2 protein-coding genes are annotated in these 974 nt (G+C 54.3%); both read left to right on the top strand.

Features of this window, described 5'->3' with window-relative positions:
- Positions 1 to 29 precede the first annotated feature (29 nt).
- Entirely contained in the window at positions 30 to 563 is a 534-nt protein-coding gene (gene nusG, locus HT737_RS12380; RefSeq protein ID WP_025113545.1) for a transcription termination/antitermination protein NusG, read from the top strand.
- 117 nt (positions 564 to 680) lie between these two features.
- On the top strand, positions 681 to 974 hold a 294-nt coding region (gene rplK, locus HT737_RS12375; protein ID WP_182402694.1), incomplete at its 3' end, for a 50S ribosomal protein L11.

Raw genomic sequence — 974 nt, 5'->3', positions numbered from 1 at the left:
TTTCCTTGATTGTCGGCTAAGGGTGTCCCGTGGCTAAGCGTTGGTACGTTGTGCATGCTTACTCGGGTTACGAGAAGCATGTCATGCGCTCGCTGATTGAGCGCGTTAAGCTGGCTGGCATGGAAGATGGCTTCGGCGAAATTCTGGTTCCCACTGAAGAAGTGGTTGAAATGCGTAATGGCCAGAAGCGCAAAAGCGAACGCAAGTTCTTCCCAGGCTATGTGCTGGTACAGATGGATATGAACGAGGGTACTTGGCACTTGGTCAAGGATACTCCTCGGGTGATGGGCTTCATTGGCGGTACCGCCGACAAGCCTGCTCCAATCACCGACAAAGAGGCGGAAGCCATTCTGCGTCGCGTGGCCGATGGTAGTGATAAGCCGAAGCCGAAGACTCTGTTTGAGCCGGGTGAGGTGGTTCGGGTTACCGATGGTCCATTCGCTGACTTTAACGGCACTGTCGAAGAAGTTAATTACGAAAAGAGCCGTGTCCAGGTGGCAGTGCTTATTTTCGGTCGCTCTACTCCGGTAGAGTTGGAGTTCAGTCAGGTCGAAAAGGTCTAACTGAACAAGCATCCCAACCCCGCAGCCCTAGGCTGTGGGGTTTTGTCGTCACTGGGATAAACGCGCAAGTAACCGGGGAGCCTTTCGAGGCGTTCGAACCCGTAATTGGAGTGCCTCATGGCCAAGAAGATTACCGCTTACATCAAGCTGCAAGTGAAGGCCGCTCAGGCTAACCCAAGCCCACCTGTTGGTCCTGCTCTGGGTCAGCACGGCGTGAACATCATGGAATTCTGCAAGGCTTTCAACGCCCGTACTCAGGGTCTTGAAGCAGGTCTGCCGACTCCAGTGATCATCACTGTCTACAGCGACCGTAGCTTCACTTTCGAAACCAAATCCACCCCTGCTTCGGTTCTGCTGAAGAAGGCGGCCGGTCTGACCAGCGGTTCCGCTCGTCCGAACACCGTTAAGGTT

Source organism: Pseudomonas sp. MD195_PC81_125, assembly GCF_014060985.1.
In the GTDB taxonomy this organism is placed as follows: Bacteria; Pseudomonadota; Gammaproteobacteria; order Pseudomonadales; family Pseudomonadaceae; genus Aquipseudomonas; species Aquipseudomonas parakoreensis.
This window is presented reverse-complemented; position numbering and strand designations above follow the sequence as displayed.